The 26178-nt window shown below is 70.6% G+C and carries 28 protein-coding genes; 18 read left to right on the plus strand and 10 right to left on the minus strand.

The genetic code is table 11. The features are described from left to right. Positions 1-22 precede the first annotated feature (22 nt). Positions 23-898 carry an AraC family transcriptional regulator gene (locus tag ACPL7H_RS03545; RefSeq protein ID WP_424795718.1) on the plus strand — a complete coding sequence of 292 codons (876 nt, stop codon included), beginning with the start codon at positions 23-25 and terminating at the stop codon, positions 896-898. A 47-nt stretch (positions 899-945) separates the two neighbouring features. On the opposite strand, the gene ACPL7H_RS03550 is transcribed toward ACPL7H_RS03545, so the two are convergent. Next, entirely contained in the window at positions 946-1563 is a 618-nt protein-coding gene (locus ACPL7H_RS03550; RefSeq protein ID WP_424787088.1) for a TetR/AcrR family transcriptional regulator, read from the minus strand. Between the two features lie 45 nt (positions 1564-1608). On the opposite strand from ACPL7H_RS03550, the gene ACPL7H_RS03555 reads away from it, so the two are divergent. The 6 genes from ACPL7H_RS03555 (at position 1609) to ACPL7H_RS03580 (ending at position 7668) form a co-directional block, all read left to right on the plus strand. After that, the gene (locus tag ACPL7H_RS03555) at positions 1609-2286 is read left to right on the plus strand and encodes a DUF998 domain-containing protein (protein ID WP_424795719.1); all 678 of its coding nucleotides are present in this window, start codon (positions 1609-1611) and stop codon (positions 2284-2286) included. Positions 2287-2400: 114 nt separating this feature from the next. After that, complete coding sequence (locus ACPL7H_RS03560) at positions 2401-3189, plus strand: aldo/keto reductase (protein WP_424795720.1); 789 nt, start codon at positions 2401-2403, stop codon at positions 3187-3189. A 129-nt stretch (positions 3190-3318) separates the two neighbouring features. Then, positions 3319-4383 carry a glycosyltransferase family 2 protein gene (locus ACPL7H_RS03565; RefSeq protein WP_424795721.1) on the plus strand — a complete coding sequence of 355 codons (1065 nt, stop codon included), beginning with the start codon at positions 3319-3321 and terminating at the stop codon, positions 4381-4383. Further along, entirely contained in the window at positions 4380-5474 is a 1095-nt protein-coding gene (locus tag ACPL7H_RS03570) for a nitroreductase family protein (RefSeq protein ID WP_424795722.1), read from the plus strand. The genes ACPL7H_RS03565 and ACPL7H_RS03570 overlap by 4 nt, the downstream gene beginning before the upstream one ends. A 6-nt stretch (positions 5475-5480) precedes the next feature. After that, complete coding sequence (locus ACPL7H_RS03575; protein WP_424795723.1) at positions 5481-6434, plus strand: lysylphosphatidylglycerol synthase domain-containing protein; 954 nt, start codon at positions 5481-5483, stop codon at positions 6432-6434. 13 nt (positions 6435-6447) lie between these two features. Beyond that, a complete protein-coding gene (locus tag ACPL7H_RS03580) occupies positions 6448-7668 on the plus strand; it encodes a polysaccharide pyruvyl transferase family protein (RefSeq protein WP_424795724.1) in 1221 nt (406 codons plus the stop codon). 10 nt (positions 7669-7678) lie between these two features. Here ACPL7H_RS03580 and ACPL7H_RS03585 read toward each other — a convergent pair whose 3' ends face one another. Both ACPL7H_RS03585 and ACPL7H_RS03590 read right to left on the minus strand, forming a co-directional pair. After that, the gene (locus ACPL7H_RS03585; protein WP_424795725.1) at positions 7679-9298 is read right to left on the minus strand and encodes a DUF2142 domain-containing protein; all 1620 of its coding nucleotides are present in this window, start codon (positions 9296-9298) and stop codon (positions 7679-7681) included. Between the two features lie 64 nt (positions 9299-9362). After that, positions 9363-11009, minus strand: a complete 1647-nt coding sequence (locus ACPL7H_RS03590) for a glycosyltransferase family 39 protein (protein WP_424795726.1) — start codon at positions 11007-11009, stop codon at positions 9363-9365. A gap of 184 nt (positions 11010-11193) precedes the next feature. On the opposite strand from ACPL7H_RS03590, the gene ACPL7H_RS03595 reads away from it, so the two are divergent. Both ACPL7H_RS03595 and ACPL7H_RS03600 read left to right on the plus strand, forming a co-directional pair. Further along, complete coding sequence (locus ACPL7H_RS03595) at positions 11194-11643, plus strand: VOC family protein (protein ID WP_424795727.1); 450 nt, start codon at positions 11194-11196, stop codon at positions 11641-11643. 87 nt (positions 11644-11730) lie between these two features. After that, positions 11731-12738 (plus strand): sigma-70 family RNA polymerase sigma factor, encoded by a 1008-nt coding sequence (locus ACPL7H_RS03600; RefSeq protein ID WP_424795728.1) that lies wholly within the window; start codon positions 11731-11733, stop codon positions 12736-12738. Positions 12739-12771: 33 nt separating this feature from the next. Here the strand turns inward: ACPL7H_RS03600 and ACPL7H_RS03605 are convergent, their stop codons facing one another. Then, a complete protein-coding gene (locus tag ACPL7H_RS03605; RefSeq protein ID WP_424795729.1) occupies positions 12772-13242 on the minus strand; it encodes an OsmC family protein in 471 nt (156 codons plus the stop codon). Positions 13243-13442: 200 nt separating this feature from the next. On the opposite strand from ACPL7H_RS03605, the gene ACPL7H_RS03610 reads away from it, so the two are divergent. The 4 genes from ACPL7H_RS03610 to ACPL7H_RS03625 all read left to right on the plus strand — a co-directional run bounded on the left by ACPL7H_RS03610 (position 13443) and on the right by ACPL7H_RS03625 (position 16959). After that, entirely contained in the window at positions 13443-14783 is a 1341-nt protein-coding gene (locus tag ACPL7H_RS03610; protein WP_424795730.1) for an MFS transporter, read from the plus strand. Between the two features lie 36 nt (positions 14784-14819). Beyond that, the gene (locus ACPL7H_RS03615; RefSeq protein WP_424795731.1) at positions 14820-15500 is read left to right on the plus strand and encodes a DNA alkylation repair protein; all 681 of its coding nucleotides are present in this window, start codon (positions 14820-14822) and stop codon (positions 15498-15500) included. Positions 15501-15541: 41 nt separating this feature from the next. Then, complete coding sequence (locus tag ACPL7H_RS03620; RefSeq protein ID WP_424795732.1) at positions 15542-16177, plus strand: alpha/beta family hydrolase; 636 nt, start codon at positions 15542-15544, stop codon at positions 16175-16177. Between the two features lie 98 nt (positions 16178-16275). Beyond that, entirely contained in the window at positions 16276-16959 is a 684-nt protein-coding gene (locus ACPL7H_RS03625; RefSeq protein ID WP_424795733.1) for a DsbA family protein, read from the plus strand. 70 nt (positions 16960-17029) lie between these two features. Here the strand turns inward: ACPL7H_RS03625 and ACPL7H_RS03630 are convergent, their stop codons facing one another. Further along, positions 17030-17839, minus strand: coding sequence for a TetR/AcrR family transcriptional regulator (locus ACPL7H_RS03630; RefSeq protein ID WP_424795734.1), 810 nt, complete (start codon positions 17837-17839; stop codon positions 17030-17032). A 91-nt stretch (positions 17840-17930) separates the two neighbouring features. On the opposite strand from ACPL7H_RS03630, the gene ACPL7H_RS03635 reads away from it, so the two are divergent. The 5 genes from ACPL7H_RS03635 to ACPL7H_RS03655 all read left to right on the plus strand — a co-directional run bounded on the left by ACPL7H_RS03635 (position 17931) and on the right by ACPL7H_RS03655 (position 23404). After that, positions 17931-18998, plus strand: coding sequence for an ATP-binding cassette domain-containing protein (locus ACPL7H_RS03635; protein ID WP_424795735.1), 1068 nt, complete (start codon positions 17931-17933; stop codon positions 18996-18998). A gap of 5 nt (positions 18999-19003) precedes the next feature. Next, positions 19004-19825 (plus strand): ABC transporter permease, encoded by an 822-nt coding sequence (locus ACPL7H_RS03640; protein WP_424795736.1) that lies wholly within the window; start codon positions 19004-19006, stop codon positions 19823-19825. A 41-nt stretch (positions 19826-19866) separates the two neighbouring features. Next, positions 19867-22158 carry an ATP-binding cassette domain-containing protein gene (locus ACPL7H_RS03645; RefSeq protein WP_424795737.1) on the plus strand — a complete coding sequence of 764 codons (2292 nt, stop codon included), beginning with the start codon at positions 19867-19869 and terminating at the stop codon, positions 22156-22158. Next, positions 22140-22787: a cyclase family protein gene (locus ACPL7H_RS03650; protein ID WP_424795738.1), complete on the plus strand. Its 648-nt coding sequence runs from the start codon at positions 22140-22142 to the stop codon at positions 22785-22787. The genes ACPL7H_RS03645 and ACPL7H_RS03650 overlap by 19 nt, the downstream gene beginning before the upstream one ends. Positions 22788-23029: 242 nt before the next feature. After that, a complete protein-coding gene (locus ACPL7H_RS03655; protein WP_424795739.1) occupies positions 23030-23404 on the plus strand; it encodes a DUF1801 domain-containing protein in 375 nt (124 codons plus the stop codon). A 49-nt stretch (positions 23405-23453) separates the two neighbouring features. Here the strand turns inward: ACPL7H_RS03655 and ACPL7H_RS03660 are convergent, their stop codons facing one another. From ACPL7H_RS03660 to ACPL7H_RS03680, 5 genes are all read right to left on the minus strand, one after another. After that, positions 23454-24032: a DinB family protein gene (locus ACPL7H_RS03660; RefSeq protein WP_424795740.1), complete on the minus strand. Its 579-nt coding sequence runs from the start codon at positions 24030-24032 to the stop codon at positions 23454-23456. A 142-nt stretch (positions 24033-24174) separates the two neighbouring features. Beyond that, the gene (locus ACPL7H_RS03665) at positions 24175-24564 is read right to left on the minus strand and encodes a type II toxin-antitoxin system VapC family toxin (protein ID WP_424795741.1); all 390 of its coding nucleotides are present in this window, start codon (positions 24562-24564) and stop codon (positions 24175-24177) included. Further along, entirely contained in the window at positions 24561-24818 is a 258-nt protein-coding gene (locus ACPL7H_RS03670; protein WP_424795742.1) for a type II toxin-antitoxin system Phd/YefM family antitoxin, read from the minus strand. The genes ACPL7H_RS03665 and ACPL7H_RS03670 overlap by 4 nt, the downstream gene beginning before the upstream one ends. Before the next feature lie 95 nt (positions 24819-24913). Continuing rightward, positions 24914-25072, minus strand: coding sequence for a hypothetical protein (locus ACPL7H_RS03675; protein ID WP_424795743.1), 159 nt, complete (start codon positions 25070-25072; stop codon positions 24914-24916). A 178-nt stretch (positions 25073-25250) separates the two neighbouring features. Then, a complete protein-coding gene (locus ACPL7H_RS03680) occupies positions 25251-26150 on the minus strand; it encodes an NmrA family NAD(P)-binding protein (protein WP_424795744.1) in 900 nt (299 codons plus the stop codon). Positions 26151-26178 lie beyond the last annotated feature (28 nt).

Here is a 26178-nt window from a genome sequence, read left to right on the forward strand (position 1 = left end):
CAGCCTCCCTACAGTGACGCATGTGGGGCTTGAAGATCCGCGACAACCTCCTGCCGCCAACGCCGGCCGCCAGGGCGCGGTGCTGTGGCCGGAGGCCGGCGCCCGGGTGTTCGACACCGGTCGCCTGAGCGTGCCCGCGCCCCTGGATCAGGTGGTGGCCTACTACTGGTGGGTCACCTGGCGCCACGAGGAACCCGCGCCCTTCCGCCAGCAGGTGCTGTCCCACCCGGTCACCCACCTGACCGTCGAGGCCGCCGAGGGCGGAATTCTGCACCACCGCACCGTCCCGGCCGCGCTCGTGCACGGCCTGGTCACCAAGGTCTTCACCGTCGACCTGCCCGTGGCCGGGCGGGTGGCCGGCATCGCCTTCCACCCCGGCGGCCTGGCCGCCCTGCTGGACCGGGACGTACGGGATTTGACCGACGCCGTCGTCGTCGCCGAGGAGGTCTTCGGGCCCGCCGTCACCGGGTTCACCGAGCAGGTCCTGGAAGCCGACGACGATGAGGCTCGCCGCGACATCGCCGTCACCTTCCTGAGCACCTACTGGGCGCACCGGGCCGAGCAGGTGCGCGCCGATTCGGGGTATGCGGTGGTGCGGGCGGCGGTGGAGTTGATGCGCGAGCGCGAGCACGTGACGCTGGCAACGATCGCCGAGCACGTGCACGTCTCGGTGCGCACCCTGCAACGGTTGTTCACCCGGTACGTGGGCGCCTCCCCGCTCTGGGTGCTGCGCCGCCACCGGCTGCAGGACGCCGTGGCCGCCCTGGACGCCGGTGCGGGCGAGGACCTCTCGGCGCTCGCGGCCTCCCTGGGGTTCGCCGACCACGCCCACTTCACCCGCGCCTTCACTCAGGTGATCGGGGTGCCACCGTCGCGTTACCGGGCGGCGCAGCGCTAGCGACTGACCCATCTGGCCGAGGCCCGGACCGCGGCGGCGGTGGCCATCTATGACTGGGTGCCGTAGGCGCGCAGGAAGGTCTGCGCCCCGGCCAGGGCCTTGCGCCGCACCCGGGCCCGTGACATCGGCGGGGCGCCCAGCATCCGGCGGTCCAGGTCCGCGCCCATCACCAGGAACGCGAAGTGCTCGGCGGCCAGGTCCGGGTCCTCGGCGGCCAACTGGCCGCGCTCGGTGAGTTCAGCGAAGGCGGCCGCGAGGGCGGTGAGGACCGCCTCGGGGGCTCTGGTGCGGTACTGCTGGGCCAGGTCGGGGAACTCCGCGGACTCGGTGGCCACCAGCCGGCGCAGGTCGGTCACCTGCCCGATCAGCACGTCCTGGGCCAGGCGCACCGCCAGGTGCGGCAGGTCCGGGGTCGCCTCGGCCACGTTCTCGATCTCGGTCACCAGATCGGCGATGAAGGTCTCGGCGATCGCGATCGAGGCCTCGAGTGCGGTGCGGAACAGGGCTTCCTTGTCCTCGTACAGGTTGTAGATGGTGCGCTTGGTGATGCCGGCCCGGGCGGCGACGTCAGCGACGCTGGTGTCCCGGTAGCCCTGCTCGGCGAAGCAGTGCCGGGCCGCGTCGATGATGCGGGCTCGTGAGCGCAGCACCCGGGGGTCTTCCATGTTCGGCTCCCATCTTTTACACTCATCAGTATAAGAGGTGAGACGATGGCCGATACCGCACCCACACTGAACCGCGACGCCGCGATCACCCGCAGCCTGCTCGGCTGGGGCGTGGTGGCCGGGCCGTTCTACCTCATCGTCGGCCTGGTGCTGGCGCTGACCCGCCCCGGCTTCGACCTGAGCGCCCACGCACTCTCGCTGCTCACCCTGGGTGAGGGCGGGTGGATGCAGCGGGCCAACCTGGTGCTGAGCGGGCTGATGGTGCTCGCGGCCGCCTACGGCATCTTCCGGGCGATCCGCAGCGGGCGCGGGCTCGCGATCTCCGCACTGGTGGCCGTCTACGGTGCCGGCCTCATCCTGAGCGCGATCTTCCGGCCGGACCCGATGGCCGGGTTCCCGCCGGACGCCGCAGAGGCCACCGCTTCCACCGGGGGGATCCTGCACCTGGTGTTCGGGGCTCTGGGGTTCCTCGCCCTGGCCGCGGCGGCGCTGGCGTATGCGGCCTGGATGCGCGCGGACTCGGTCCCCGGACCCCGGTGGCCGGCGATCGGCCTCGCGGTGCTGATCGTGGCCGGGTTCGTCGGCGGGGCGGCGCTGGCCACCACCCCGGCCGGGGTGGCGCTGCTGTGGCTGGCCGTGACCGCCGGCTGGCTCTGGCTCGCCCTGGCGTGCGCGCGGATCTACCGCTGGGTACCGCACCCGGACACCGGAGTTGTCGCGTAAGAAGCCGGCCGGCCGGTACCCGAGCCGTACCCAAACTCCGAGGCCTACCAGTGGTACCCGCCGACCGTCTTCCGGCGGGTGCGGACCGGCGGCAACGGCGTTAGCGTCGAGAACATGCGATCGTCGAACCCACTGCACGAGCCGGCCGCCCACCTCCCGGACGGCGTGAAGATGCCGATGCTGGGTTTCGGGACGTGGCAGATCAGTGGCGAGCAGTGCCGCCGCGCCGTGGCCACCGCCCTGGGTGCGGGGTACCGGCACCTGGACACCGCCGCGATGTACCGCAACGAGGCTGAGGTCGGCCAGGCGCTGGTGGACTCGGGGCTGCCCCGCGAGGACGTCTTCATCACCACGAAGCTGTTGCCCGCCGACGCCGCCCGGGCCCGCGAGGCGTTGGATGACAGTCTGGCCGTCCTGAACGTACCGAGCGTGGACCTCTACCTGATCCATTCACCACCTGAGGAGGGTGGCCCCGGCATCTGGGAGCAACTGCTCGCCGCCCGCGAGGAGGGGCTCGCCCGGGCTGTGGGCGTGAGCAACTACAGCATCGAAGAGGTCGATGAGCTGATCGAGGCCACCGGAGTCGCCCCGGCGGTGAACCAGGTGCGGTGGGCGCCGTCGGTGCACGACCCGGTGTTCCTGGCCGAGTCCGCCGAGCGCGGCGTCGTCGTGGAGGGGTACAGCCCGTTCCGCAGCAGCAACCTGGAGGACCAGACCCTGGGCGCCATCGCCGATGCCCACGATGTCACCCCCGCCCAGGTGGTGCTGCGCTGGCACCTGCACCACGACATCGTGGTGATCCCCAAGTCGGTCACGCCCAAGCGGATCCGCGCCAACGCCGACATTCTCGGTTTCTCCCTGACCGCCGACGAGGTGGCCCGCATCGACGCCCTGGCGGGCTGAGCGTCTGCAGGCGGTCCCGGGCGTGGCTGGACGGGCGGCCGTGGGCTCGGCAACCGCACCGGTTATGGTGGGAGGGGCCGTAGTCGCGCGGGAACACGGGGCACGAGCCGCCCAGTCAGTGAGAGACAGATGAAACTATTCGTGCAAGTGCCGTGTCTGAATGAAGAGCAGACGCTGCCCATGGTGCTGGCATCCATCCCCACCCGGATCCCGGGAATCGAGTCCATCGAGATCCTCATCATCGATGACGGCTCCACCGACCGGACCGTCGAAGTGGCGCGCGCCCACGGGGTCAAGCACGTGGTCAGCCACGTGGGCACCATGGGCCTGGCGCGTTCGTTCCGCGACGGTGTCGACTACGCCCTGGCTCACGGCGCGGACATCGTGGTGAACACCGACGGCGACAACCAGTACCCGCAGGAACGCATCGCCGACCTGGTGCAACCGCTCGTCAACGGCAGCGCCGACATCGTCATCGCCGACCGCCAGACCGCCACCACCCCGCACTTCTCGCCCTTCAAGAAACTCATGCAACGGGTCGGCTCCGCGGTGGTGAACAAGGCCGCAGGCACCGACCTGCCCGATGCGGCCAGCGGCTTCCGGGCCTACTCCAAAGTCGCCTTGCTGCGCCTGAACGTGGTCACCACCTTCTCCTACTGCATGGAGACCATCATCCAGGCCGGGAACAAGCGGCTGCGGATCGCCTCGATGCCGGTCCAGACCAATCCGAAAGCCCGCGAATCACGCCTGTTCAGCCACATCGGCCAGCACATGGCTCGCTCGGGCTCGGCGATCGTGCGCTCCTACCTGATGCACAAACCGCACTACATCCTGGGCGCCCTGGGCACGCTGCTGCTGATCCTCGCGGCGATACCGTTCGTGCGGTTCGCCGTGTTCTGGCTGCAGGGAAACGGCGCCGGACACGTACAGTCACTGATCTTCGGGACCGCGATGCTCATCGGGGGGCTGCTCTCCTTCGCGCTGCTGGTGATTGCCGACCTGCAGCGCACCAACCGGGTGCTGCTGGAGGAGACCCTGGAGCGCCTCAAGGTCATGCAGTACCCGCCTACGCACAAGCACGACGACGAAAGTGCGGGCAGCGTAGAGCAGGGCAGCACAGACCGGGGTGGGGCGAGCGCGAACGGGGCTGCGTCGTCGCCGGCCGTGCCGCACAGGCTCAGGGGAGCGCGATGATCACCACACTCAAGCGCGTGGCCAAGAACCTGCTCGCCGTCCCGGCGGTGCGCAAGGTCTACGAGGGCGGAACCCGGGCCACGCTCAACCTGTTCGGCTCCCACCGGCTGCCCGCGACGGCTTACTCGGTGCCCGGGCTGCTCACCTTCAACCGGGAGCAGTACGCGGTGCTGTCCGGGCGGCGCGCCTACTACCGGGCGCTGAGCACCTCCCGGCCCACCCACGTGGAACTGCGGCGCAATATCCACCGCCTGGAGAAGGGGATGTCGATGCAGCCCCGCCGCCCGGTGTTCGCCCGGGACTACATCGCCGAGACCGTGGACTACTACCGCGTCGCCGCCGCCGGGCAGGCCGGCGACCGTTCGATCGAGCGCGACGAACTGCTCTGGGCGCGCGAGGTCCTCACCGAGTACTTCGAGATCGTCCCGGACGGGGACCCGGGGGTGGATCGGGCCCGGTCGCAGTTCGCGGCGATCCCAGTGCCCGACGGCGAGACGAACGGGGTGCCGATGCGCCCCTATCCGCAGCGCGACATCAAACCCAGCGACATCACCTATGACCAGCTCCTCGCCCTGGCCAAGCAGCGCCGCTCGATCCGGTGGTTCCAGCAGCGCCCGGTGCCGCGGGACCTGATCGACAAGGCCCTGCTGGTGGGCCGGGAGTCCCCGACGGCGTGCAACCGGCTCCCGTATGAGTTCCTGGTGTTCGACGAGCCCGAGATGGTGCGCAAGGTCGCCTCGATCCCGTTCGGCACGGCCGGGTACCACCACCAGATCCCCACGGTGATCGTGGTCAAGGGCAACCTGGACAACTACTTCTCCCCGCGGGACCGGCACGCCATCTACATCGACAGTGCACTGGCCACGATGGGGTTCCTGTACGCCCTGGAGACCCTGGGCCTGAGCTCATCGGTGATCAACTGGCCCGACTTCGAGCCGCTGGAGATGAAGATGGCGAAGACCCTGGGCCTAGCCCCCCACGAACGTGTCATCTGCCTGATCGCCGTCGGGTACGCCGATCGCGACGCGCTGGTCGCCTCCTCACCGAAGAAGTCCCTCGACGTGCTTCGCCGTTTCAACGTTGCGCGGTGAGGGCCGGTGACGCCCGGGCGGCGCCGGGCGCTGCGGTGGATCCTCACCGTGGCGATCGTGACCGTGGTGGCCGCGCTGTTCACCCGCGCCCTGATCGCCAACGCCGACGCCCTGGGCAGCCTCGACCTGCGCCCCGATGCGTGGGTCGCCGGCGCGCTGGCGTTGTTCGCGCTGGCCGTGGTGCTCTCCGGGGTGCTGTGGGGCCGGATGATCGCCCACCTGGGCGGCATCACCGTCCGCGTGGCCGAGGCGATCCGGGTGCACTGCCTGTCCTGGCTGCTGAAGTACATTCCCGGCCAGGTGGGCTCGGTGGTGAACAAACTGACCTGGGCGCACTCGCGGGGCGTGCCGAAGTCCCTGGCCACGCTGTCCTTCTTCTACGAGAACGCGTTCCTGATCATCGGCTCGATCGTGCCCACCGGCCTGATCCTGCTGTTGCTGGGCGCCCTGGACCTGGCCGGCGGCGACGGCGGCATCGTGCTGCTCACCGCCGCCTCGGTGCTCCCGCTGCTGGTGCTGACCAGCCGGCCGGTGCTGCGCTGGGGCACCAACCAGGTCGCGCGCCGGGTACTCAAGCGGCAGGTGCCCGACGAGCACTTCCTCACCTCGCCGTCAGCCCTGAAGTACCAGTTGATGTACCTGATCCCCCGGATCGTCAACGGCGCCGGGCTGGTGCTGATCGCGATCTCGATGTTCGAGGTGCCCGCCTCGGCCTATATCCCGCTGGCCAGCGCCTACATCTTCGCCGGTGCCGCCGGTATCCTCGCCGTGTTCGTGCCGAGCGGGATCGGAGTGCGCGAGTCGGTGTTCGTGCTGCTCGCCGTGGCCTACCTGCCGGTGGAACAGGCCATCGTGCTCGCCCTGGCGGCGCGGCTGCTCGCCACCCTCGGGGACGCCCTGGTCGCAGCGATCTACGGCGCGCTCCGGTTCACCGCGACCAGGACGGCCCCCACGACATGAAAGTGGCCAGACTATGAAGATCGCGATCATCGGCTCGGCGTTCTCGGGCAACAAGGGCGCGGCGGCGATGCTGGAGAGTTCGGTGCAGCACTTGACCGCCGCCGACCCTCGCGCCCGGTTCGCGCTGCTGAGCATGTACCCCACCTCCGATGCCCGGTTGAACCCCTACCGGAACGTGCGCGTGCTGGACGCGAGCCCGGTGCGCCTGGGGGTGCTGCTGAACGGTGCCGCGCTGGCGCACCGGCTGCTGCCCCCGTTGCGACGGCTGATCGAGCGGGCGGTGCCGGAGATCGGGGTGCTGGCCGGAGCCGACGTGCTCCTGGACGAAGGCGGCATCACGTTCGTGGACGGGCGCGGCAAGTACCTGATCTACAACGTGGCGAGCATCCTGCCGGCGCTGTTCCTGGGCACCCCGGTGGTCAAGGTGGCGCAGGCGATGGGGCCCTTCGCCGAGCCGCTGAACCGCCTGGCCGCCCGGGCCATGCTCCCGCGGGTGGCGGCGATCATCTCCCGCGGGGCGGTGACCCACCAGCATCTCCTCGACGCCGGGCTTCGCAACGTCCATGAAGGCGCGGACCTGGCGTTCGCGCTCGACGTAGGCCAGGACGACATCGCCCAGGCACGCCGGCACGTCGACACGGCCTTCTTCGACGGTGGCGACGTCGTCGGCCTCTCCCCGAGCGCGGTGCTGCACACCGGCGCCGCCGCGCGCGGGCAGGACTACATCGGTGAGGTGGTCGCCCAGATCGACCACATCACGCAGGATCTGGGCCGGCCGGTGTTCCTGGTCGCGCACAGCGCCCGGGCGCAGACCACCAAGACGCACAACAACGACCTGCCGCTGTGCCGGGCGATCCATGGCCGCGTCGCCGAGCCGGAGAAGGTGCTGTTCGTCGACGCCGAGTTGAGTTCGCAGGCGTTGCGGTATCTGATCTCGCTCTGCGAGGTGTTCGTCGCCTCCCGGTTCCACGCGATGGTCTCGGCGTTGGCGATGGGCGTGCCCACCTTGGTGATCGGGTGGAGCCACAAGTACCGCGAGGTGCTGGAGATGTTCGGCCAGGCCGGCCTGGCCGTCGCCCATGCCGACGCCACTGAGGCGCGGTTCCGGGAGATGCTCGCCGACTTGCTGCAGCGGCGCGAGCAGGTCGCGGCGGAGATCGCGGGGGCGCTGCCCGGGGTGCGGGCCAAGGCCGTGGAGCAGATCGCGGTGATCGAGGAGGTCGCCCGGGGGTGACCGGTGGCTGCTACTGGTCGCCGTCCGTCGTGTGGTGCTCGACGGCGGAGGTCGCCTCGGGTGCGCCCGAGGCCTCGCGCAGTCGCCCCGGCCACACCTCGATGAGCGCCCAGAGCGCCGCGACCACCCCCACCAGCGCGATCAGCGCCAGCACCACATCCGGCACCGGACTCCACGCCCGCAGGGCCGCGACGCCGTCGGCCATCGTGGAGTCCCGAGTGGCCCAGTGGAAGCCGAGCACCTTGCGCATGCTCACCGCCAGGAACACCAGGGCACCCAGGGTGACCAGGATCGGCACGAACCGCTGATAACGACGGGGCAGCCACCCCGCAGCCAGGGCCAGCACGACGAACGCCCCCGCCAGGCCCACATACAGGTAGCGGCCCTGCAGCCCCGCCGCCAGGCCCGTCTCCCGGTAAAGCCCGAAGGTGCCCGCGAGCACCAACGCCAGGGAGGCGAAGAACGGCACCACCAGCACCACCGCGTCCAGAGCGCGCAGGCCCGGGAACCGGCGGGCGAGCAACGGGATGGCCACCAGTGCCGCGACGAGGACCACGAACAAGGTGATGGTCAAGGCGTAGGGAAACGGGGGCGGCAGGTCACCGCGTTTGATCGACAGGGTCGCCCAGAACCTCATCGGGATCAGCGTTGCCGCCTCGGCGGCATACCCGGGCAGCGCTTCGGCGATGCCAAGGGGACCGTCGGGGCGCGGCCGGGAGTGCCCGGCCGGCTGCACGGTGCCGTACCGCAGCAGGTTGACCACCCACCACCACCCGCCGAGCGCGGCCACCGCACCGGCCAGGGCGAGCCCGCGCAGGGCAGCGCCGAACCGCCCGAACCGCCGGCCGGCGACCAGATAGGCGAGCACCACGAACGGCACCAGCACCAGCGCGAACGCCTTGGACAGCAGCGCGACCGCGAGCGCCAGCCCGGTCAGCGCCGCGATCCGGTAGCGCAGATCCCCGGAGAGGGTGTGGGTGACCAGCACGGTGGTGGCGGCGGCCGCGGCGATGAGGAGGTTGTCGTTGTTCACCGCCCCGCCCAGGGCGCCGAGTTGCGGCACCGTCAGCGGTAGCGCCGCGGCGATGATCGTCACCGGCCGGTTGCCGCCCAGGCGCCGCGCCCCGTGGGCCAGCAGCAGGGGCAGCGGGCCGAGCAGCGCCACGCTGACCAGGCGCAGCGTCCAGACGGTCTGGGCGGCCGGCACCTGTGACGGCGCCACCTCGATCACCATCCCGAGCAATGCGTAGTACAGCGGCGGGTGCTGCCCGGCCCGGTTGGTCGCAGGCTCTGAGGTGGCCACGGTCTCATCGCGCCGCTCGGTGAACGAGGCGTCGGCCCCGGGCGGGCCCTGGGCCGGCAGCGGCTCATAGTCGCCGTGACCGGGCGGGGTGGCCTCGATCACCCACCACAACTCGGGCATCTGCTGGAAGCCGGGCCAGTCCCCGGTCTCGAGCTGGTAGTAGGCGGCCGAGACGTGCCAGCTCTCATCGGCGGAGCGGAAGGTGGGCAGCAGCACCGACCACAGCAGCAGGGACGCCACCCAGACCGCGGTGAGCACCACCACCGCGCGGGGCATCCGGCTGCGAGCACGCCGGGGCGCCTGCCCGGGCGCCACGTCAGGGTGCACGACGTCGCACTCTCCCCTCGCCGTCGTCGTCCGCCACGTGAGGCCGGGCACCCATACGAACCTGTTACGCCCTGACCGGGGCGGCGGCAGCGAGGTCGCGGCGCGCCGTCGTCACCGTCGAGGCGACGACCCACACCGCAGCCCCAGCCGCGGCGAGTGCGATGAGCCACAGCACCGCATCGGGGGCAGGGGCCCAGGCCTGCAGCGCCTCCATCGCGTCCCCGAGCGCGGAGTCACGTTCGGCCCAGTGGAAACCGGCGACCTTGCGCATGCTCAGCAGCGTGTACAGCCCGCCGCCGGCGAGGATCACCCCGGGAACCGCCCAGCGCGCCCTGCGCGGCAGCATCGCGGCGACGCCGAGCACCACCACGAGCACCAGCCCGGCGAGCCCGGTGTACAGGTACCGCCCCTGCAGTCCCACCATCAGGCCGGTCTGCAGGTGCAGCGGCCAGACCCCGGAGATCATCGCGGCGAAGGATGCCGCGAACGGCAGCAGCAGTAAGGCGGTGTCGGCGCGCCGCATCCCGAAGGAGGCGGTGCGGACGAGCACGACGACGGCGAGCAGGAGCAGCAGCGCGAACAGGCCCGTGGTCATCCAGTAGGGAAACGGGGGTGGCTGCTGTCCGATCTGGATGGCCAGGGAGGAGAAGAAGCGACCCGGCACCCGGATCGCGATCTCGAGGAGGAAGTCCGGCAGCGTCTGGAGCGGGTCGAGCGGGCCTTCGGGTCGCGGGGGGTAGTGACCGGCGGGCTGCACGGTCCCGTACCGGAACAGGTTGGCGACCCACCACCACCCGGTGGTGGCGGCGAGGGCGGCGATGAGGCCGAGCCGTCGGACCGCTTGGGTGAGGGCGCCCGCTCGCCATCCACCGAGGAGATAGGCCAGGCCGATCAGCGGCACCAGCAGGAGCGCGAAGGCCTTGGTGAACAGCGCGGCGGCGAGCACCACCCCGGCACCGACCGCGATACGGCGCCGCATGTCACCGGTCGCGGCGTGCACGGCCAGGATCGTGGCCGCGGTGGCGGTGAGGATCATGAGGTTGTCGTTGCTGACCGCGGCCCCGAGCGTGCCGAGTTGGGGGATGAGCAGGGGGAAGGCAGCGGCTGCGACCACCGCCGCCGGGGGTGCGCGCAGCCGGCGGGCACCGAGGGCGAGCAGCAAGGGCAGTGGTGCGAGCAGGGCGACGTTGCCCAGCCGCAGCCACCAGACGGTGACGTGGGCGGGAACATCGGCCGGGAGTACCGCGAGGGCGCCGGCGAGGAGTGCGTGGTAGCCCGGTGGGTGCTGCCCGGTGGTGCTGATCTCCCCGGACCAGGGGCTGCCGAGGTTCTGCTCGCGCAGGTCAGCGAAGGAGGGTGCCAGGTCGGTGGTGTCGGTGGTCAGTGCCTGGTAGCCGGCGTGCTCGGGTGGGCGGGCCTGCACCACCCAGGTGAGGAGTTCCAGTTCCTGGTATCCCGGCCACTCCCCGTTCTCCAGCAGGGCGTAGCTGTTGGAGACGTGCCCGACCTCATCGGGTGAGCGGTAGGTCGGCAGCAGCACCGACCACACCAGCATCACCGCGACCCACAGGGCGGTGATGGCAAGGATCGTGCGGCGCAGGATCCCGGTGCGGCTCACGCGCTCCTGGTCGCCGGTCGGGCTCGCGGTGGGGCCATGGTCGCGGTGGCCGGGCAGCTCGGTGGCTCCGGCCGCGGGGTGGGGCCTGGACACGCATCCTCCGAGACTGTGGCGCCGCACTGGTGGGGGAGGGCAGGGCAAGACCGAACCAGGATATCGAGGATCGCCAGACCCCGGGGCGGGCCGGTGTCAGAGGTGGCCGCCACAATGGTGGCCCCTTGAGCCGGTGTCCCGAACCGGGACTGCCGCGCCGACGCAATCGAATAAGGAGGCACCGATGCCCGGCCCCTACCGAATCCAGATCAACGTCGACTGCCGCGACGCCCACGCCCAGGCCCACTGGTGGGCGCAGACCCTGGTGGGGTGGCAGGTCGAGCCCACCGATCCCGACTTCGTGCAGTCGATGATCGACCAAGGCTTCGCCACCGACGCCGACACGCAGATGTTCCGCGGCGAACGGGTCTGGCGCGGGGCGGCCGCGATCTGCCCCGAAGCCGAAGCCGGTCAACTGGACCGGCAGCGGATCGTGTTCCAGGAGGTTCCCGAGCCCAAGGTCGGCAAACTGCGCTGGCACGTGGACGTCATCACCTCGGGCGGGGACATCGACAGCATCCGCGATGACTTGGTGGCGCGGGGAGCGCGCTACCTCGAGACCAACAGCCAGGGCCTGCACTCCTGGCACGTGATGACCGACCCGGAGGGCAACGAGTTCTGCGTCAGCCCGTGACACCCCTCTCCGCCAGTGGTCACCGCCGGCTTCCGCCGTCGCCGGCGGGGGGTGACAGCGCCCCGCCTGCAGTTCTACGGTGCTGTCATGCCCTCCGCCGTTGGCGCCGGCACCCGTGAGGCCGGGCCGGGTGCCCCTGACGTCGCCGCCCTGCTGGAGCCGATGCGCCGGGAGATCCTGGCGCACTGTTACCGGATGACCGGATCGGTGCATGACGCCGAGGACCTGGTCCAGGAGACCTACCTGCGTGCCTGGCGGTCCTACCACGGCTTCGAGAACCGCTCCTCGCTGCGCACCTGGATGTTCCGGATCGCCACCAACGCCTGCTTGACCCATCTGAAGGGGCGGCCCCGCCGCCCCCTGCCCACCGGTCTGGGGGCTCCGGCGGCCGATGCCGCGGACGAACCGCATCCGCCGACCGGTGTCTCGTGGGTGGAGCCGATGCCCGATGAGGTGCTCTGGGGCTCCGGTCACGATGACCCCGCCACCCGGGCTATCAGCGCAGACAGCGTCCGGCTGGCGTTCGTGGCCGCGCTGCAACACCTCAACGCCCGCCAGCGCGCGGTGCTGCTGTTGCGGGAGGTGCTGGCGTGGCACGCCCGGGAGGTGGCCGAGGCGCTGGACATGACGGTGGCCGGGGTGAACTCCACCCTGCAGCGAGCCCGGGCGAAACTGGCCCGGCTCGACCCCGACGAGGCTCCGCAGCTGCCCGACGGCGAGCGCCGCCGGGCGCTGCTGGAGGCTTACATGGCGGCCTTCGAGGCCTACGACATTCCCGCGATCGTGGACCTGCTCGCCGCGGACGTGGTGTGGGAGATGCCCCCGTTCCCGGGCTGGTACTCCGGCGCCCAGCAGGTCGGCACGTTGATCGGCACCTGGTGCCCGGCCGAGCGTGCCGGAGACATCCGGATGGTGCCGACATCGGCCAACGGTCAGCCCGTGCTGGCGCAGTACATACGCTCCGCCGACGGCGCGCTCCGCGCCTTCCAGCTGCAGCAACTCAGCATCACCGATGCCGGCGTGGCGCACGTGACCGTGCACTTCACCCCGGAGTTGTTCGGCAGGTTCGGCCTGCCGAACGTGCTGGAGGCGTAACCACCCCGGAACGGGCGCTCTGGGTTCAGGGAGTCAGTTGACGTGCCAGGTCTCGCGCACGTCAACGCCGGCGTCGGTGATCAGGTTCAGCACCGGGCAGCGGGCGGTGACCTGACGGCGCAGCTCGGCCACCTCATCGGCGGTGGCGGTGGTGGTCAGGTGCACCTGCACGTCCACGCTCTGGAAGTGCGGGGACACCTCGGCGGTCCCCCGGAAGCCGCGAAGGTCCAGGTCTCCGTTGGCGGTGGAATCGATGCCGCTGACGGTGATGCCCAGTTCGGCGGCCACCACCTGCACCACCACGCTCAGGCACCCCGACAGCCCGGTGAGGACGTACTCGATCGGGTTCGCCCCGACGTCGGCCCCGCCCAGCGCGGGAGGCTCGTCCACGTCGAGGGTGAAGCCGCGGGCGTCCACCCGGGTGTGGGTGCCGGCCTGCCAACTGCCGGCGACGCCGATGCTGGCGATCTCGGGCTCGGTGGCTCGGGTGGCGGTGGCGGTCATGATGGCTCTGTTCGGTAGACAATTCGGGGCGCGGGCCACAGCCGGGGATCGGCCGTGCCCTCAGGGAGGTTACGCAGCCCTCGGACGAAGGACTCGGGTGCGCCGGGGATGTCCACCGAGTGAGATCGGGCCCGGGGGAACGGTGTTGCCGGGAGAAAGGCTTGGCGCAGCCACCAGGGTGAGCGGCTACGGTGGCGCGCGTGCTACATCGCCTGGTCAATCTTCGCCCCCTGCGGGTGAGCGCACCCTTCCGGCGGTTGTGGCTCGGGACCTCGTTGTCCGCGGTGGCGGGCAACATGACCCTCGTCGCGGTGCTCTACCAGGTGTGGGTGATGACCGAGAGCCCGATCTGGACCGGCGTGGTCGGTCTGACCCGGGCGGTCCCGCAGGTGGTGTTCGGCCTGTTCGGCGGGGTGCTGGCCGATGCTGTGGACCGGCGCAACCTGGTGCGGACGGCGATGGTGGTCCAGATGCTCACCGCGCTGGGCCTGGCCGGGCAGGCGCTCGCGGACCTGGACTCCCTGCCGGTGCTGTTGCTGCTGGTGGCTGTCCAGGCCGGCGCCGGCGCTCTGGGCGCCCCTGCGATGCGGACCTTCCCGGTGCGCCTGTTGGCGCGCGACCTGGTCGCCGCGGGAATCGCGCTGCAGCACCTGAGTTTCCAGTTCGCCGCACTCATCGGCCCGGCCGCGGCCGGGGTGATCCTGGGGCAATGGGGCCTGGCCCCGCCCTACCTTGTGCTGGCGGTGGCCTATCTGGTCGCCCTGTACGCGGTCATGCGCCTGCCGGCGATGCCGCCTACCGGTGGCGGCAGCGGACGCGGCGTGCACGCCGTCGTGGACGGGATGCGTTTCATCGCACGCAGGCCGGTACTCCGAGGGCTCTACGCCACCGACCTGGTGGCCACGTTGCTCGCGATGCCGATCGCGCTGTTCCCGATGATCAACGAGGAACGCTTCGGGGGTGACCCCGAGACCCTGGGGCTGTTCCTCACCGCCATCGGGGCCGGCGGCGTCCTGGCGGGCCTGGTCTCGGGCACCTTCACCCGCTCCGACCGGCCCGGCGTGGTGCAGTTGTGGGCGGCGGGTGTCTGGGGCGCGGCAATCGCCGTATTCGGGCTGGTCGGTCCGTTGTGGCTGGCGCTGGCCGCCCTGGTGGTGGCCGGTGCCGCCGACACCATCTCGGTGGTCTCCCGCGGCGCCGCCGTGCAACTGGCCACCCCGGACAGCCACCGCGGACGGGTGACCTCCGTCGAGCACGTGATCGGGGTGGCCGGACCCGAACTGGGCAACTTCCGCGGTGGCCTGGTGGCCGGGTTCACCGGCGCCGCCTTCGCCACCGCCTCCGGGGGGCTGGCCGTGGTGGCCGGCATCGCGATCCTCGCCGCCGTCAACGGCCCGCTGCGCCGGTTCCGGATCAGCCACGAGGTGCCAACCAGCCAGGGCGCTGCCGGCGAGGTGCCGCCCAGCCCGGGCGAGGACCGCACGGTGCCGCCCGAGGGCAGCGAAGTGCCACCCAGCCAGGGTGAGGACCGCACGGAGTAGGCTGTTTCCCAGTCCAGCAAGAGCGCAGGAGGTCCCATGGCGCAGCAGGTAGCGACTTCTGTCACGGCGGCCGAGGTGATGGCCGAACTGGCCGAACTCGAGGACCCCAGGATCCGTGAGGTGAACGCCAAGCACGGCGACGAGCACGGGGTGAATCTGACCAAACTGCGTGGCGTGGCCAAACCGCTGCGCGGGCAGGTGGACCTGGCCCGGGAGTTGTGGGCGAGCGAGGACGCCGCCGCCCGGCTGGTCGCGCTGCTGATCCTGCGACCCAAGGATCTGACCCGCGATGAACTCGACACCATGCTGCGCCAGGCACGCGTACCCAAGGTGCAGGACTGGCTGGTCAACTACCTGGTCAAGAAGAGCCGGCACGCCGAGGAACTCCGTCAGATCTGGTTCGCCGACCCCGACCCCGTGGTCGCCAGCGCCGGCTGGGCGCTCACCAGCGAGAAGGTGGTGAAAGCGCCCGAGGACCTCGACCTACCCGGCCTGCTGGACCTGATCGAGGCGCAGATGAAGGACGCGCCCGAGCGGTTGCAGTGGGCGATGAACACCTGCCTGGGTCATATCGGGATCCACCACCCCGGGCACCGCGAGCGCGCGATCGAGATCGGCGAGCGGCTGGAAGTGCTCAAGGACTACCCGACCCCGCCGGGGTGCGTCTCGCCGTACGTGCCGCTGTGGGTCAACGAGATGGCCAGCCGGCAACAGTAGGCCCCCGCCGTGCCGGCACGCGACCTCCCTAGAATCGAGCCATGACGGATCAAGCCGATGCGGTTCGCGAGCAGGAACTGCTGATCGACACCGACGGCGGTCCGGCCCGTGTGCTCCTGCGCCCCACGCCGCACCAGCCCCGGGGCCTGCTCATGCTCGGCCACGGCGCCGGTGGGGGAGTCGGCGCCCCGGACCTGCTCACCGCCACCGGTGTGGCCGGCGACCTGGGCTGGCACGTGGCCCTGGTCGAACAGCCCTACCGGGTCGCGGGGCGGCGCGCCCCGGCACCGGCCCGGCAACTCGACACCGCGTGGACCCAGGTCGCCATGCACCTGCGCCACGATGCCCTCGCAGGGTTGCCCGTCGTCGTCGGCGGCCGGTCCTCCGGGGCCCGGGTGGCCTGCCGCACCGCCACCGACCTCGGCGCGATCGGGGCGTTGTGCCTGGCGTTCCCGTTGCAGCCGCCCAAGGACCGTCCCTCCCGGCTGCCCGAACTGGAGAGCGCCGGGGTGCCGGTGCTGGTGGTGCAGGGCGAGCGGGACCGGTTCGGGATGCCCCCGGCTGCGCCCGAGCGCACCGTGGTGACGGTGGCCGGGGACCACAGCCTGAAGAAGGATCAGGACGCCATCGCCGGGGCGGTGCGCGACTGGCTCACCGGCCTCCCGGCGTCGGCCTGAGGGCTGCAGTCCCGCGGATGCTGGACCGTGCGGATGCCGACCGGCCCCGGGCGGGGCACACTGCCAAGGGCAAGCAGTCGCGAGGGAAGGAACGTGTCATGACTGTCCACGTCGAGCCCGGCACGGTGGTTCTCTACACCGACGTGGCGTGCGGGTGGGCCACCGTGCAGTTGCACCGCTTCTACGCCGCCCGCGCCGAAGCGGGCCTGGATGAGCACGTCCGGGTGGACCACCGGCTGTTCCTCCTGGAGGACGTCAACTCCATGCCGCTGCCGAAGGGTCTGGTCGACGCCGAGATCCCCACCTTCACCGAGATGGTCCCCGTTTTCGGCTTCCGGGCCTGGCGGCGGGACGCATCCCAGTGGCCGATCACCACACTGCTGACCAACGAGGCGGTGCACGCCGCCAAGGCCCAGAGCCTGGCGGCGGCCGAGGAACTCGACATGGCGTTGCGCAAGGCGTTGTTCGCGCGCAGCCGCGCGGTCAGCATGCTGCACGAGATCCTCGCCGTGGCCGAAAAGTGTGAGTCGGTCGATGCCGACGCGCTGGCCGCCGCGCTCGACGACGGCCGGGCCCGCGGGCAGATGATGCGCGACTACCGCGGTCGCGACGAGGCGGTGCAGGGCAGCCCGCACTTCTTCCTCGCCGACGGTTCCGATGTGCACAACCCCGGCATCGAGTTCCACTGGGAGGGCGGCGGTGAGGGCCAGGGTGACCTGGTGCTCGACAGCGACGATCCGCAGGCCATGGCGCTCCTGGTGCGCCGGGCCGTGGTGCGCTGACCGCAGCCGTCACCCTCGCGGCCGATGACGGCGTAACCCATGCGCCCAAGCCCCTGGTCCGCCGTCGGGGTCACCCCGCCTGACCGGCGTCGCGCTCGTCCCGCTGACGGGCGATGAGCGCTTCGATGCCGTCCAGGATGGTCTGGAGTCCGAACAGGTAGGCCCGGTGCGGGTCGCCGGGTGCGTTGTACTCCTGCCCCGCGGCGTTCCCGATGCGCGCGGCGTAGGGGTAGTCGCCGGTATCCAGGAGCCCGGCGAGGACGGGACCGGCCTGGTGCCACCACTCGAGATCGGAGGCTTCCCGTGAGTCGGCGGCGCCGTCACCGGCCGTGGCCGTCGGCGGGGCCGCGGTCGCGAAGGCCAACCGGGCGCTGGATCGCACATGCTCCAGGATGAGGGTCAGCGCCTGGTCGATCTGGACGTCGGTCAACCCGGTGTCCACGAGCGGCTGCAGTTCGGCGTCGTACTTGGCGATGGTGCCCGGGCCCAGTGGGGGGCGGGCGGTGTCGACGTGGATGAGCCACCGATGGCGGCCCAGCAGTTCCCAGTTCCTCTCGGCCACCGTTTCCAGTCCACCGCGCCACCGGCCCGGGTCGGTGGTTGGGGCTGGGTAGGTGACGTCGGCGAACACCCGGTCCACCATGAGGTCGATCAGTTCCGCCTTGCCCGGCACGTGGGAGTACAGCGTCATCGCGCCGACGCCGAGCCGCTCGGCGAGTTTGCGCATGGACAACTGATCGACCCCGGTCGTGTCGGCGAGAGCCACGGCGCCGTCGACGATCGCCTCCAGGGTCAGGCCGCTGCGTCCGGTCTTGACGCCTCGGCGCCACAGCAACGGGATCACGCGCAGGGGATCTCCCGCCCCGGTGCGCTCGGCCATGCGGATACCACCTTGCCAGAGGGAATATTTCCCTCTACCTTACGTGTTCGTACGATGTACGGTACAGCGTACATGCGGTGAGAGGGAGTGGATGAACGCGACGATCGATGCCCAGCGGGTGGGCAAGGTGTTCCGGGCCAAGGCGCGAGAGCCGGCCGAGACGCAGGAGGATGCCGGCAGCGATGAGGCCGGCCTACGAGACCTGAGTCTGCAGGTGTATCCGGGCCAGGTGCTCGCGCTGCTCGGCCACAACGGCGCCGGGAAGACGACCGCGGTGCGCGGGCTGTCGACGCTGTTGCGGTTCGACCGCGGCCGGGCCCGGGTGGCCGGCTTCGACGTGCGCACCGAGGCGTCGAAGGTGCGGGAACGCATCGCCCTGGTCGGCCAGGAAGCCGCCGTCGACGAGCAGTTGAGCCCGACCCAGAACCTGATCCTGTTCGGGCGGTTGCGCGGCCTGAACAAACCCCACGCCGCCACCCGGGCGCGGGCGTTGCTGGAGGAGTTCGGGCTGCTCGAGGCCAAGGACCGGCCGGTGCGCACCTTCTCGGGCGGGATGAGGCGCCGCCTGGACGTGGCGGCGGGCATGATCGTGCGTCCGGCGGTCCTCTTCGTGGACGAGCCGACCACCGGCCTGGATCCCGCGGCCCGGCGCGATGTGTGGGACACGCTGCGCCGGCTCGTCGGTCACGGGACCACGGTGCTGCTGACCACCCAGTACCTGGAGGAGGCGGACGCGCTGGCCGACCACATCGTCCTGTTGGCTCGCGGGGCGGTGGTCGCCGAGGGAAGCGCAGACGACCTCAAGGACAGCCTGGGCCACTCGGTGCTCCGGCTCCGGTTCGCCGGCCCCGACCAGGCCGAGCGCGCCCGGCCGATCCTGGCCAGGTTCGACGCCCGCGCCGAGCCCGGGGCGGACCTCGTCACCGAACTGCACACCACGGCCCGTGACATCGTCCTCGACTGCGTCCGGCAACTCGCCGAGGAAGACGTTCATCCGGTCGAGGTGGCGCTGCGCAAGCCCACCCTGGACGAGGTGTTCCTGTCGATGACTGATGGCCGGGCCGCGACTGATGGCCGGGCCGCGACCGAAGGCCGAGCCGCGACTGACGGCGGAGCCGCGACCGGTAGCGAGGCAACCGTGAGGGAGACCGGCCGGTGACCGCCGTGTCCAAGCCATCCGAGGTGTCCCCCCTCCCGCCCTCACCACCGGGGGTGCTCCGGTCCGCGCTGATCCTGGCCCGGCGAATCATCGCTGGCTGGAAGTCCCAAGCGGCGACGGTGGCGATCACCTGGCTCTTCCCGGTGTTCGTGGCGCTGATGTTCCTCGGCCTGTTCGGCGGGGCGCTGCAGATGCCCGACGGCGTGGCGTACCTGGACTTCCTGATGCCGGGGATGCTGGCGGTGACCATGCTCTTCGGGCTGGAAACCACCACCCTGGCCGCGGCGGCGGACGCCTCCCGGGGAATCAACGATCGGTTCCGCACCTTCCCGATCAACTCCGCGGCCATCGTGCTGGGCCGGTGCCTGGCGGACATGCTCAGTTCGCTCATCGGTCTGGTGGTGATGGTCGTGTTCGGGTTGGCCATCGGGTGGCGCCCGGAGGCCACCCTCGCCGCCGTCCTAGTGGCAGCGGGGGTCCTGCTGCTGCTCCGGTTCGCGCTGTTGTGGGTGGGTTTCCACATCGGGTACCGCGCGAGGTCGGTGGAGTCGGTGGCCTATGTCCAGATTCTGGTCTGGCCGGTGGCGCTGCTGTCGAGCGTGTTCGTCGATCCGAGCACCATGCCCACGTGGTTGGGCGTCCTCGCCGAGGTCAACCCCGTCTCGGCCGCCGCCACCACGGTGCGCGACCTGGTGGGCTCGGCTACCTGGCCCGGCCAGGTCATCACCGGACGGGCCTCCTCGCTCCTGGCCATCGTGTGGCCGGTGGTGTTGACCGCCGTCTTCCTGCCCCTGGCCGCCCGCGGCTTCCGGTCCGGCACTACATGAGCCACCTCTCCGTCACCACGTCCCCCGATCACAGGAGCACCATGACCACCGGCACCATCCGCCTGGGCGGCGTCCGCCAGAACAACCTCAGGGACATCAGCCTCGAGCTGCGTAAGAAGTCCCTGATCGTCGTCGTCGGCGTCTCCGGGTCGGGCAAGTCATCCCTGGTCTTCGACACCATCGCCGCCGAGGCGCAGCGTCAGATCAACGCCACCTTCAGCGCCTACGCCCAGAACTACCTACCCTCCTACGGCCGGCCCGATGCCGACAACATCGAGAACCTCTCGGCCGCGATCGTCATCGACCAGCGGCGCCTGCACGGCGGGCCCCGCTCGACCGTGGCCACCATCACCGACATCGGGGACGGCCTGCGGCTGCTCTACGCCCGCGGTGCCACGCCGTCGATCGGTCACGCCAACGCCTTCTCCTTCAACGACCCGGCCGGAATGTGCCTGCGGTGCCACGGTCTGGGCGTGGAGAAGATCCTCGACGTCGATGCCTTCATCGACACCTCCGCGTCCCTGCGGGAGGGACCTTTCGCCCACCCCGACTACCGGCCCGGCACGCTGACCTGGCGGCGCTATGCCGACTCGGGCCTGTTCGACGTCGACGTTCCGCTCGAGCAGTACTCGATGCGCGAGATGCACCTGTTGCTGGAGGCCGCGGCCGGTGAGGTGGAACCGACCGGCGCCCACGACCTGCCCGGGGACTACGAGGGCGTGCTGGTGCGGTTCCACCGGATCCAGCTGGCCAAGGACCCCACCACCCTCAAGGGAGAGGCGAAGAAGGCCTACGAGCGACTGGTCACGCTCGGGCCCTGCACGGAGTGCGACGGGACCCGGCTCAACGAGGCGGCCCGCAGCGCCGGGATCGAGGGACTCACACTGCCCCAGGCGTACGCCATGCAGGTCGGCGACCTGGCCGGGCAACTGCGCGGGTGGGACCTGGGGCCGCTCGATGCCCTGCTGGACGACGTCGTGACCCAGTTGGAACGCCTGACCAGCCTTGGTCTGGGGTACCTGAGTCTGGACCGGGCGACGGCGACGCTGTCCGGCGGGGAGGCGCAGCGGGTCAAGATGGTGCGTCACCTGGGCAGCACCCTGAACGACATGCTCTACGTGTTCGACGAACCCACCGTCGGACTGCACACCCGCGACGTGCATCGGTTGGCGCAGATGCTGCAGGTGCTCCGGGACAAGGGGAACACCGTCGTGGTCGTCGAGCACGACCGGCAGGTGATGGAGATTGCCGATCAGGTGGTCGAGATCGGGCCGGGGGCGGGGGTGCACGGCGGCGAGTTGATCTTCCAGGGCTCCTTCGAGGACCTGCGCCGCGCCGACACCCCCACCGGGAGTGCACTGCGATCGCAGGCGGCGCGGCCCCGGGAGCCACGCGAGCCCACGGGTTTCGTCCGGATCGAGAACGCCGCGAGCCACAACCTCAAGGACGTCACGGTCGAGATCCCTCTCGGCGTCCTGACCGTGGTGACCGGAATTGCCGGGTCGGGAAAGTCGAGCCTCATCCACGGGCACCTGCCGGTCGCCGCCCCGGACGCCGTCCTCATCGACCAGGCACCGATCCACGGCTCACGCCGCTCCACCCCCGCGTCCTGGACCGGGATGCTCGATGAGATCCGCCGCATCTTCGCCAAGCGCACCGGTCAACCCGCGGCGCTGTTCTCCCCGAACTCCGACGGCGGCTGCCGGGCGTGTGAGGGCACCGGCGTGAACTTCCTGGACCTGGGCTTCACCGACCCGGTGCTGACCACGTGCGAGACCTGTCAGGGGCGGCGGTTCCGCGCCGGGGTGCTGAAGTACACCGTGGGCGGGCGTTCCATCGCCGACGTCTTCGAGATGACGGTGGAGACCGCGGCGGAGTTCTTCCACGACAGGAAACTGTCCGTTCTCCTGCGGAGAGCCGACCAGGTGGGACTGGGCTACCTCGCGCTCGGGCAGAACTTCACCACCCTGTCCGGCGGGGAGCGGCAGCGGCTCAAACTCTCCCGGGAACTGACCGAGGACGCCGGCATCATCGTGCTGGACGAACCCACCACCGGGCTGCACGCCAAGGACACCAGCCGGCTGCTGGCGCTGTTGCACGAGATGGTCGACGACGGCCGCACCGTCGTCGTGATCGAGCACGATCTGGACATCGTGGCCGGAGCCGACCACGTCATCGATCTTGGTCCCGAGGGTGGACACGACGGCGGTCGCGTCCAGTTCACCGGCCCGGTTCCTGATCTCGCCCGCACCGACACCCACACCGGCCGCTACCTCCGCGCCCGGTTGGGGCCGGGCCCTGGCATGATCCGTGCATGGAACTCATCGACCTGAGCCACACGGTGACCGAGGAGATGATCACCTACCCCGGCCTGCCGGGGCCGGTGATCACCGAGTACCTGACGTTCGCCGACTCCCACGACCGATACGAACCGGGCACCGAGTTCGCCATCGGGCGCATCGACATGGTGGCCAACACCGGCACCTACCTGGACACCCCCGCCCACCGCTACCCGGAGGGGCACGACCTGAGCGCGCTGCCACTGCACCGGTGCGCGATGGTGCCCGGCGTCGTCGTCGACGGTGGCGAAGCCATCGGACCGGAGGCCTTCGACGGGGTGGACGTGCACGACCGGGCGGTGCTGCTGCGCACCGGCTGGGACCGGCACTGGGGAACCGGAACCTACGGCGACCCCGAGCACCCGTTCCTGACCGAGGACGGCGCGCACTTCCTGGCCGGGGCCGGTGCGCGGCTGGTGGGCATCGACTCGGTCAACATCGACCACACCGGCGTCGGTACCCGCCCGGCCCACACGGTGCTGCTGGCGGCCGGGGTCCCGGTGGTGGAGCACCTCACCGGCCTGTCCGCCCTGCCCACCGAGGGCTTCACGTTCACTGCGGCACCACCGGCGGTGCGGGGCATGGCGACGTTCCCGGTGCGGGCCTTCGCCGCGGTGGGCTGAGAGGGTGGGGTGAGAGTCAGGCCGCCGGGTCACGGTGCCGGAATAGTCACTGGGAATGGTTGGTTACACCTGGTGCCGGCCCGGTGTAAGCCCCCGGGCTCCAAACTCCGCCGCTACGAGCGGCCTTCCGCCGTGAGGCGGCTGCCGGGCCGGCATCTCGAATCCTTGTAGGCCCGAGTGACCTGTCCTGGCGTCAATCGCCCGGGCCTCGGATGACCACCATGGAGAGCAAAGGAGCGGAGATGGATGAGGGGGTCGAGCAGGTGACGAACGGCCTGGAGGCGCCGGTTCGCGAGATCGTGAACCGGTTGCGCACGTTGGTGGTCAACGCGGTCCCGGACGGCATCGAGGAGGCCGACCCGGCAGCGAAACTGCTCGGCTATACCTTCAAGCCGGGCACTTACAAGTACCTGATCGCCGCCATCGCCCCGCAGACCAGGCATGTGAACCTGATGTTCGCAAGCGGTGCCGAACTCGCCGAGGAGGACACCGAGGGTCTGCTGGAAGGGACCGGGAAGAGGGCTCGCCACATCAAGTTCCACACCCCGGCCGATGTGGATCGGGCCGGCGTCGTTGACCTGCTCAGCGAGGCGGCCCGCCGCACGCCACGGCCCTGACGCCGGGCGCGGCTACCGGCTGGGAGCCGCGGTCGTCAATGGTGGGTCGTCACTGCCCGACGCGTCCGTCGATGCACTCGCGCAGCAGGTCCGCGTGTCCGCAGTGGCGTGCGTACTCCTCGATCAGGTGCACCAGGACGTCCCGGACAGCGACCTGTTGACCACCATGACGCGGCAGCGGTACCCGTTCGCCGAGATCGTCGAACCGGGCGATGGCGGCGTCGGTCCCTGCCATCTGCTCCTCCCATCGCGCGAAAGCCTCGGTCACGACCGTGCGGTCGGGGATCGCGCCGTCGAACTCGGGATCCTCGCCGTCACCGGAAAACACCGGCTGCACGGGCTCGCCACCGAGGACCCGGGAGCCCCAGGACTGCTCCACGCGGGCCATGTGTCGGACCAGGCCGAGAAGTGACAGCGTCGACGGCGGTACCGATCGCCGCGCGAGCTGGTCGGCGTCGAGGCCCTCACACTTCATGCCCAGCGTGAGGCGGTAATGGCCGAGGTAGTAGAGCAGCGTTGGTAACTCGCCGTCAGGCGCGACGTTGCCACGGGGATCCTGGTCGGGGTCGACCCACATGTCGGCATAGACCGTGGCTTGCGTCCAGCGAACGGGAGCGTTCTCACTCATGGCCCGGACGCTAACAGGGCTCAGCGGGCCGGTGGCAACGCAATAACCGCGGCCGTGCCTTCGACGGCTACCGGCAGCGCCCGGAGGTACGGGGGTGAACGCTCCCGCGGGAGCGCGGAGGGAGCGCCCGAGGGGCCGCGGGTCAGCGGCGGGCGTCGATGACCCGATCGATACCGAGTTCCAGCAGTTGGCGGTCAGAGGTCAGTAGGAGCAGGTCCTCGTGCCGGGCCTGGGACAAGAGCATGCGATCGAACGGGTCGTGCCTGGCCAGATCGGGGAACTCCTCCAAACCGGAGGCATGGTGGGAGCGGAACGGGAGCTCGACCAGACCGGCCGCTGCGGCAGCGCCTGCGACCTCACCCGGTACCTCGAGGCGGCCTAGCATCTGTTTGATGGTGATCTCCAGCACCGATGCCGAGGAGAAGCGGGGCGAAGTCGAGGTGGTGAGGTGCGCCCTCGCACCGGTGCCGAGTTGCGGATCGCCCGCGAGCACCCACAGGAGCGGATTGGTGTCCAGCAGCACACCGTTCACGGCGCGGGCTCGCCGTCGGGCGCGGGCTCGCCGTAGAAGTGATCCGCGATCTGGGCGTCGGAGCCATCGAAGACAGCAGGGTCGGCCCGGAAGCCTTCCCATCCCGCAACCCCGATGGTGACGTCTGGGCCCCGGTGTGCGATGAGGTCCACCACCGGCTTACCCGCGCGGGCGATCGTGACCGACTCGCCCGCCAGAACGGCCTCGATCAGTCGTGAAAGTTGAGACTTCGCCTCATGCACGTTGACCTGCATGCCGCGTATTCTAGGTGGCTTGGCTAAGCCTGGCTAGGCTGTCAGCCGAACCGATTCTCAACTCGTCCGAGGTGCCGGCATCCACCCACGGGGGGCTACGCGCCCCAGCCGGGCACGTCACCACGCCGAGGTCGTCCGATGCGGCGGTTCGCGACATTGGTGCGATCCCTCGGATGGATCAGGTCCCACTCCGGCGGATCCTGCGGGGCGCGGACGACGTGCACTCCCAGTGTGGCATTGAGGAACGGTTCCATGGCCACTCCTTCCGTTCTCCACCACACTAGAAATGATTCCGGACGGTCTGCTGCCGCATTGAAATCCGTCCGTCCCTAGCGGGCCCGGCCGGTCGAAGGAGAGCGCAGCAGCGAGCGCAGCCGCACCACCTCACCGGCGGCCGGGCGGCCGGGGGCGCCTACTTTCGGGTCACGCTCATCAGATGGGCACCGCGACGAGCCCGGCGAGCGTCTGCTCGATCCCGGTTGTGCCGTGCACCGTGCGGTCTCCGTGCGGGACGAGACGACCGGTGTCGCCGGCCTCGTGCAGCTCGACCAGCATCTGGGCGGCTTCGGCCGAGACGCCCGCGGCCAGGAACGCGTCCTTCCATGCAGCCCTGGGCAGTGTCATCACCTCCAACTCGCGATCGAGCAGCCTGGCAAGGATCTCGGCGATCTCCCGCTCGCGGTAGGCGGGACCGGTGAGGGCGATGGTCTCGCTGCGCCGCGGGGGCGACAGCAGCGCCTCGGCCAGGACGGCGCCGACATCTCGGGTGGCCACCATCGGCACCGGCACGTCGGCGGATCCGGCGAAGACCGGGTAGATGCCCTGCTCCCGGGCGGCATCGAGGACGTCGGTGACCTTCTCCTGGAAGTGCACCGGGCGCACCGCGGTGACGGTCGCCGTCGTCGAGCGCAGTGCGTTCTCAAGGTGATGCAACGGCGCGATCGGTCCGGTGCCCTCGGGCAGGTGAGCCCCGACCGAGGACAGCAGTGTCACATGCGGGACGCGGGCGTCGACCACCGCCTCGGTGATCGAGGAGATCAGGGCCGTCATGTCGCCACGGAAGTCCGTCGTCATCGGATTGAACGGCAGCAAGGTGAAGAACCCGGCGGCACCCTGCAGCGCCCCCGTCAGTCCGACCTGGTCGGCCAGGTCGACGACGACGGCTTCCGCGCCTCGATCCGCCCAGTGTTGGGCTGAGTCCGGGCGCCGGACGAGGACCCGCACGGGTGAGCCGTTCTCGAGCAAGCGGTCCGCGATGGCCGATCCGACCCGTCCGGTGGCTCCTGAGATCACGTACATGGTGTGCCCTTCTGTGCGCTGAGTTGATTGCATGATCACGTTATGAACTACGAGCCGGATG

It is taken from the genome of Pseudactinotalea sp. Z1732 (assembly GCF_049724975.1).
Taxonomy (GTDB): domain Bacteria; phylum Actinomycetota; class Actinomycetes; order Actinomycetales; family Beutenbergiaceae; genus CALKWS01.